Source organism: Mariniflexile ostreae (genome assembly GCF_042427585.1).
GTDB classification, from domain to species: domain Bacteria; phylum Bacteroidota; class Bacteroidia; order Flavobacteriales; family Flavobacteriaceae; genus Pseudalgibacter; species Pseudalgibacter ostreae.
Genome location: NZ_JBHMFC010000107.1, coordinates 1 through 7,804, shown reverse-complemented (window position 1 = coordinate 7,804; position 7,804 = coordinate 1). Strand labels below are relative to the sequence as shown.

Here is a 7,804-nt window from a genome sequence, read left to right as displayed (position 1 = left end):
GTTTATCAGGCGTTTTGCTCTGCATATTTTACCAAAAGGATTTACCCGCATCCGGCACTATGGTATTTTAAGCAGCAGTTGGAAAAAGACGAAATTGCCAAAACACAAAGCCTAACCACCAAAGAACCTTCCCTAAACGTATCGTTTCACCCATAGTACGGCAAATCAACCGGATTCGTCAACACAGAATTCATTTTTGGCCTATCGGCAAAACGAATTCTTAGTTATTGTAAGGCGTTTTTTTACTTTTTAAACAACTTATTGTTCTCAGATAATTTTAAAATAATATATTTCTCAATATCGATATCTGATGGAATTTTATCTCGAACTATAGGCAGAACGAATTGACAATTTATAGAATTAGCAAGATCAATTAATATTGTGCTTAATTGATTGTCGTGCATATTCTCAAGTTGGTCGTGCATTATGAAGTGAATAAGCTTCATTTCAATTTCCTCAGCAAATAAAATGTAAGCGAAATCAAAAGCAGCTATTTGGCCTTTCTTTTTTCCAGTACTTGGATTTCCTTCGATATTTGTGACAATTAGGTCGTAACCTCTTTCACTTTTTTGCGTACTTAATAGATACTCTTCTCCGTATAGTTGGTTTGAGACCTTAGTAAAATATTTATTAAAGAGCGTAATTCGTTTTTGGATTATGTTGTCTTTCGAATTAATTTCTGTATTTATAGATTCTAATTCTTCATTAATCCGATTAAGTTTTTCATTAGACGTTATCCAGAATTTTTTTCTCTCCTCTAAATTACCTTTTCTTTCAAAAAACGAGTTCAGTTCAATTAAAATATGTTCATAATCCTCACTATATTCGGATGCACTTACAAACTCGGACAATTCTTTTTCACGTCTTCTATATGAAAAAATATCTTTTGAAATTAATTTTAATTTTTCTGTTAATGACGGTAATTCAACTTCAATATATTTTATCTTTTCATCTAAAAGGTCGTTGTGAAATCTAACAGTTTCTTCAAAAGATGCCTGTAAATTTGGAATAAGTTTTGAAGCTTTACTATATAATAATTCTATCTGATTAACGTCAATATTTGTTCTTTCACTTTCTAATTCTACCTTGCTTTCGAGAATTAATTCTCGTCTCATATTTAGCCTACTAAGCTCAGTAGATAGTTTTGATAGATTTAGTTTTAAAAGATTTAATTCTTCTAATTGGGCTTCAAACTTTTCATTAAAATTAAAATTAGCCTTTATTTGCTGAAGTTCTACAATTTTCGAATTGACTAGTTCAAGTTGTTGTTCAATTAATGAAAGCTCGCCTTCTTTTTTTAGCCTTTTTTGAAAACTTTCTTCTCGAGTTTTTTCTTTACCCAACAGCTCTTTCTGGTTATGAGTATCCGTATTTATCCCTAACCAAAAAAGGAATAAAGCTTCATATTCTTCAATTTTTGTATATGGATTTAAAACTTTTACAATGTTAGCCAGTTTGTTTTTCTCATCACGAATGTTTTTAGATACAATCTGTTTAAAAGTCGGCTTCTCAACATTAGTATCAAATATTAATTCCTTAAGTTTTAAATCAAATTCCTTTTCATTTATAATTGTTTCACCATTTATTTCTTGTATTCGCTTACTATACTTTAAGAAATTCTTTTTTATAGTAATTGATTCTGACGGAAAGTCCCAATCATCTACCAAGGTTAAAGTAACAATTACTTCAGTATCAATTAGAAAGTCCTTAATTGTACTGTTTTCTTGCTCCTTAAATTCTGAATCTTGGTAAATATTTTTACCACTTGAACCTAGACAAAAGTCTACAAGTCGCAACACTGTTGTTTTTCCGACATTATTACCAGTAGTTTTTTTATCCTTTTCAACGGTTTCATCTACAATTAAATTGAGTCCCTTATGAAATTCAATTTCACGGATTAAGCCGAGCTTATTCTCTAATATTAAATTCTTTAGAAACATATCTTTATTTTACCGTTTTCTCCTTTAGCAACTAGACCTAGAACAAACAACCAATCTAATGTTAGTGAAAACAAATTAATTGTAATTTCTTTTTTATTGTTAATCAATGTATACAGATCCATATAATCAACTTCTTTATATTCCTTATTTTCAAGAATGTCAATAAGGATACCGCCTAGATAATATAAATCTCTTTCCGGATTAATATTTTTATCAATTATCATAATTTATATCGGTTTAGGTGGTTCTTCTAAAATATTACAACGCATAAAAGCATCAACGATTACTATCATTAAACTAAAGTCAATTGTTTCTTGGTCAAACCCATCTAAAGTGTTTGGGGCATTGTCTACCTTATCCCAAATAGTTTCAATCACCTTGTCTAGAATAATGTCAGCATTATTTCTTATTTCTTCGAAGTTTTTGTATTCTGAACTTATCTGTAGATAAATTCGTTTAATGTTATGCAAAACTAACTCCTTTTTGGTTGAACCTTCTTTTTCAATTATTTCATAAATCTTATTAAGTTTTACTTGATACGGAGCAAATTCTCTAATTACAGATTCATATCGCTTTACACTATTAAAAAGTATTTTTGCTTCTGTATTGGGCGCATTTCCTGTTTCAGGTAAATCTAGTACTTCGTCCATTTTAGAACCAATTGCATTAATTACTTTGTTCAGAGCTAATGGATGTTTTGATAATAAGTTTTTACTTGAAATTAACTCTAAAATCTTTTTTTCGTGATCGCTTTTCCATTTTTTTAAAAGAGTAGAAGGATATTCTGATTCATTAACCTTATTATCAATCATTACGTGGTGTTCATCGCATAACAAAATTAGATTATCAAACCCCCGTCTTTCATCATCGGTCATATTTTCATCAAACCTCGGACCTTCTTTACTTGCAGCTGCAATATGACAAATTTTACTAATTATTGAGATTCCATCTTCTGCAATTAGTTTCTTTTTGCAATTGGGATGTGCACATTCACTACCCGAAAGCGTATCTAAACGTCTTACTGTTGAAGGTTTATATTGTCTAGCTTTATCTTTCGTTGTCTTTTTTGCCATTTTCTATCTCAAAATTTGTTGCGAAGTTACTGAATTTCTAAGTTTTTGTCTCTTTTTTTAAATGCCTTACAACGTTTATGTGTAAGAATAGTTGCGTGGGATAAACACCTAAAATAACAAAAATTGACCGAGCCTGTGGAAATTCCGCAGGAATTTCCAAGTAGGCGAGAACTAAGCAATTATTTTTACACGGTGTGTGTGCCCAGCATGGGCATCTTTTATTTACGGAAAGGTAAATAATTAATCTATAGGGTGCAAGTCCCTTATGCGCAGGAGTAACGTCTTGAAGCATTAGTAAGTCGCAAGGGTGGTAACCGTGAGGTTACATCTGAAGGAAGCGGAACTACAAAACTCGGTACTGACGAACAGAAACCGTATACAGAGGCATATTTATTTGGGTAAGCAAGCACATCATTGTAACGCCCCAAGATTAACAAAAGGGTAAATATGTAGATACGGCAGTGATTGAGAGAAAGAAGATGTCATTACCTGGAGGGCGGAGCGTAAAGAAAATGTCTGGCAGACATTTTTAGTGAACGAGCCAGCTGGCGTGAGGGACAACCACGAGTTGGTTATTTGGAGAAGTCAGCAGAAGTCATAGTACCTACAGGAAACGAGCAGAGGCAATACCTCCGATGGTCTCACAAGTAGGGAAGGACTGAACATTAAATTACGTTGGAATTCGATTAGGATGCTTAGCTAGCCTAGTCTTAAACCAACAGGAGTAAGCAAATTATTTAACTTATGATTGAACAGGTATTAGAAGCAACAAATCTTTATAAAGCAACACGCCAAGTGGAGCGCAATAAAGGTGCGAGCGGCGTAGATGGTATGAAAACAACGGCACTTTCGGCATACATATTAGAAAACCGTTCGCTTATATTATCTACAATTCGCACAAATAGCTATATACCAAATTCAATTTTAGGAGTAAACATTCCAAAAGGACAGGGTAAAACCCGATTATTAGGAATACCAACGGTAGTAGATAGGTGGCTACAACAGGCGGTAAGCCAACAATTAATGGTTCATTTTGAATATGATTTTGAGCCCGTTAGTTATGGTTTTCGCCCACAAAAGAACATCCAAAAAGCAGTATTACAAGCACAAGGTTACATCAATGATGGTTACCAAGATATTGTAGATATTGATTTACAAGGATTCTTCGATCAAGTAGACCACTGTATTCTACTACAACTTATTTACTGCAAAGTAAAATGTCCAACCACCTTGCGATTAATCCGAAAATGGTTAAGAGCGCCCATTTTAATAAATGGAACACTCAAAAAGCGCAGGAAAGGTATCCCTCAAGGTAGCCCCATTAGTCCCTTATTATCTAACATTATGTTAGATGTCTTGGACAAAGAAATGAAAAGTATGGGCTTGCGTTATGTGCGCTACGCAGACGACTTTAGCATTTACGCAAAAAGTAAAAGCGAGGCTAAACGCATAGGAAATAAACTGTTTGTCTTTTTAAGAGATAGACTTAAACTACCTATAAATAAAGCCAAAAGTGGCATCCGCAGACCTGTTAACTTTGAGTTACTCGGACATGGTTTTGTACCTGTTTATAAAAAGGGAGTCAAAGGACAATACGTACTTGTAGTGGCTAATAAAAGTTGGGCAAAGTTTAAACGTAACCTAAAAAGCATCACCAAGAAAACCAAACCGATGTCGTTATTCGAACGTCTGGAACGGCTTAATCAAGTCTGTCGAGGCTGGATGAATAATTACCGCTTAACCAATATCTATGCAAAAGTTAAAAAGCTAGATGAGTGGTTAAGAATTAAGTAAAACGAATCACGAATACCAAAATAAAATAGAAAAGAAATGAGTAAATCGGTTACGCTATTGCATTTGGCACGATTGGAAAAAGCTGGAAAGGAAACGTAAAAACCTCATTCGATTAGGTATAGAAATCGGACAAGCCTATGCTTGGAGTAGAACAAGAATGGGAGGTTGGGCAGTTGCTCAAAGTCCTATTCTAAAGACTACTATTACAGTTTCTAGACTTAAACGAAAAGGGTACAAACCTTTGTTAGATTACATTAATAATACGCAGACTTCAATTTGGTGAACCGCCGTATACGAGACCCCTTGGCCTGTCCTGAGCAAAGTCGAAGGATACGGTGGTGTGAGAGGCGCAGTGACGACTTTTAAGTCGTCACCCGTCTACTCGATTGTGTGCTGCCTTTTATTCATTCGGTTCAATATGAATTAGTACGTGTCCTAAATTCGGTATTTCTTCTCGTAAATAGTCCTTTAATTTATGTGCAATATCGTGCCCTGACTTTACTGTTATTTCACTATTTACAATTGCGTGTAAATCAACGTGAAATTTCATTCCTGATTTTCGGATAAAACATTTTTCAGTGTCCAAAACACCTTTAACTTCTATTGATTTTTCTCTAATTTCAAGTATTAGGTCGTCATAAAGTTGTTCGTCCATAACTTCTCCTAAAGCTGGTCGTAAGATTAAATAACTATTATATAAGATAAACGCGGAAGCAAATAATGCAGCCCAATCATCTGCTGTTTCATAACCTTTTCCAAATATGATTGCTATTGAAATTCCGATAAATGCCATTACAGAAGTTATTGCATCACTTCTATGATGCCAAGCATCTGCTTTTAGGGAAGAACTATTCGTTTGTTTACTTTTCTTAATTACGATTTGAAATGAGATTTCTTTCCAAACTATTATTAGACCCAAAACAATCAAAGTCCAAGATTTTGGAATTTTATGAGGTGTTTGAATGTTTTGGATACTTTCATAAGCGATTATTGTGGCAGAAACAACAAGAAAAGCAACTACTCCAAATGTAATTAATGGTTCAATTTTTCCGTGTCCATAAGGATGGTTTTCATCCGCGGGTCGTTTTGCATATTTAAAACCTAATAAAACTAAAAACGAAGCAAAAATATCAGTTGTCGATTCAATCGCATCTGCAATTAAAGCATAAGAATTCCCAAAAAATCCTGCAAGTCCCTTTATCAAAGCTAAAGCAGTGTTTCCAATTATGCTGAAATAGGTTGTTCGTATTGCAGTTTGGTCGTTATTCATTCGTTTTTTTCAGGTTGCACACAACGGTTTCGTATAACCGTCAGTTACGGGTTAAAGTACGCAAATTTTTCGGTTTGACACGGACGTTAGCAATTCCGAGTGGATTCGGACGTAGTCGAATCCGCCGTAATTGCGGTTATACATTGTTACCACACGTTTTTATTCATTAATGGTTTTTAATAAAGGATTTTATCAAATATGAACATCAAAATTAATACACAAATGATACATACAATAACTGTCAAAAAGGTGTTGTCATATTCATGCGTCAAATAATATCCTCCTGCAATACCAAATACAATTGCGTATTTATTATTTAAGGCCTTTCCGTGTATACTCATATTTATCTCAAAACTTTATCAATAATTAATTCGGCTAATTTATTTCCTTCTATTCCACGTGCACCATAATCCGAATGAGTGCTATTTCGACTCTTTTGAACTTTGTCAGGCGCTTTTTGGTATTCAGATGCGACAAGGTATGTTTTTTCTGTTTTTGTATCAATAACATAAATATTTGTTTCGTTATCCCACGCATTGCTTCCGTCAGAGTATTGTCCGCTTTTTACGCCTTTAGATTTAACAACTACTATGTAATCTAATTCTTCACTTTTATAGGTTACATTGTGTCCTTTGCTTTTTATTTTGTTGTTCATTGAGATATATGGAATTATTTCTCCTTTTCTTTTTTGAATAACTAAAATTGACTTTTTTTTGGGGATTGTGGTTTTGTTTAAATAAATATCTTCTTCTAATATATTTTGAATTAATTTTTTATGAGAAGAACTTAATTCGTTTTGATAATTACGTTTTTCTATAGCTAATTCTTCTTGTTTTTTTTCGTAATAAGATTTTCCATCGCAACCGATTAAAGTCACAAGTAATATTAGTAAAATAGAATTCTTAATCATATCAGAATGTTTTTGTTTAAATGTGTGGTAACGGTCTCGTATAACCGTCAGTTACGGGTTAATATGCGTTAATTTTCGGTTTGACACTGGCGTTAGCAATTCCGAGTGGATTCGGACGCAGTCGAATCCGCCGTAATTGCGGTTATACATTGTTGTAGTGCGTTTTTTTATTTCCATTTCTATTTTCTAGGTCAGATTAAAGTCCGACGTTTTATTTCAGTCCAATTTCGTTTATATTTTGGTCAACTCTTTTCCAGTCAGTTTCGATAAAATTCCTGTCGTCATAATTTTCGGAAAGTACTAAATAAAAATGCTTGGTCAAATAATAGACTTCAGCGTTCCGTTTTGCATAACCTAAAGCTCCAACATCTTTCATCTGAAATTCAACTTTATGATTTTCCTTATTTTCATTAATCAGTTCAACAGTTTGGGTTTTCCACGTTTGGGTATGAAACAATATTTTTAAAGGATTTAAGTAAATCAGTCCAATAATTGTCAATATTGGAATTCCTTTTCTTAAAATCGGTTCACTCAAATTTCGATTAGCTTTAAATTCCATTATGAGCAAAGGAATTGGTAAAATCAAAATTCCGTAATAAAATAATGCTTTTAAAAATCCGATTTTGGTTTGAAACAAGTCAAAAATGTCAAATAAAAAAAGGGACAATAACTAAGAATTCGTTTTGCCGATAGGCCAAAAATGAATTCTGTGTTAATAACTAAGAATTCGTTTTGCCGATAGGCCAAAAATGAATTCTGTGTTGACGAATCCGGTTGATTTGCCGTACTATGGGTAAAACGATGTATTTAGGGAAGG

General features: G+C 33.4%; 7 protein-coding genes and 1 pseudogene. 2 read left to right on the top strand and 6 right to left on the bottom strand.

All coding sequences use genetic code 11. From position 1 onward, the window contains the following. Nucleotides 1-97, top strand: a pseudogene (locus tag ACFFU9_RS16215) (transposase); the annotation flags it as partial. A 145-nt stretch (nucleotides 98-242) separates the two neighbouring features. On the opposite strand, the gene ACFFU9_RS16210 reads toward ACFFU9_RS16215, so the two are convergent. The 3 genes from ACFFU9_RS16210 to ACFFU9_RS16200 are packed head-to-tail and all read right to left on the bottom strand — an operon-like array spanning nucleotide 243 to nucleotide 3,013. Further along, nucleotides 243-1,940, bottom strand: a complete 1,698-nt coding sequence (locus ACFFU9_RS16210; RefSeq protein WP_379862535.1) for a DUF2326 domain-containing protein — start codon at nucleotides 1,938-1,940, stop codon at nucleotides 243-245. Further along, nucleotides 1,931-2,164: an ABC-three component system middle component 6 gene (locus ACFFU9_RS16205; protein WP_379862534.1), complete on the bottom strand. Its 234-nt coding sequence runs from the start codon at nucleotides 2,162-2,164 to the stop codon at nucleotides 1,931-1,933. Before ACFFU9_RS16205 ends, ACFFU9_RS16210 begins: the two co-directional genes overlap by 10 nt. 3 nt (nucleotides 2,165-2,167) lie before the next feature. Further along, complete coding sequence (locus tag ACFFU9_RS16200) at nucleotides 2,168-3,013, bottom strand: ABC-three component system protein (protein ID WP_379862533.1); 846 nt, start codon at nucleotides 3,011-3,013, stop codon at nucleotides 2,168-2,170. A 744-nt stretch (nucleotides 3,014-3,757) separates the two neighbouring features. Between ACFFU9_RS16200 and ltrA the strand changes: the two genes are divergently transcribed. Beyond that, nucleotides 3,758-4,807: a group II intron reverse transcriptase/maturase gene (gene ltrA, locus ACFFU9_RS16195; RefSeq protein WP_379862532.1), complete on the top strand. Its 1,050-nt coding sequence runs from the start codon at nucleotides 3,758-3,760 to the stop codon at nucleotides 4,805-4,807. A gap of 400 nt (nucleotides 4,808-5,207) precedes the next feature. Here the strand turns inward: ltrA and ACFFU9_RS16190 are convergent, their stop codons facing one another. The 3 genes from ACFFU9_RS16190 to ACFFU9_RS16180 form a co-directional block, all read right to left on the bottom strand. Next, nucleotides 5,208-6,077: a cation diffusion facilitator family transporter gene (locus tag ACFFU9_RS16190; RefSeq protein WP_379862531.1), complete on the bottom strand. Its 870-nt coding sequence runs from the start codon at nucleotides 6,075-6,077 to the stop codon at nucleotides 5,208-5,210. Between the two features lie 343 nt (nucleotides 6,078-6,420). After that, the gene (locus ACFFU9_RS16185; RefSeq protein ID WP_379862530.1) at nucleotides 6,421-6,987 is read right to left on the bottom strand and encodes a hypothetical protein; all 567 of its coding nucleotides are present in this window, start codon (nucleotides 6,985-6,987) and stop codon (nucleotides 6,421-6,423) included. A gap of 211 nt (nucleotides 6,988-7,198) precedes the next feature. Further along, nucleotides 7,199-7,624: a hypothetical protein gene (locus ACFFU9_RS16180; protein WP_379862529.1), complete on the bottom strand. Its 426-nt coding sequence runs from the start codon at nucleotides 7,622-7,624 to the stop codon at nucleotides 7,199-7,201. Between the last annotated feature and the right edge of the window lie 180 nt (nucleotides 7,625-7,804).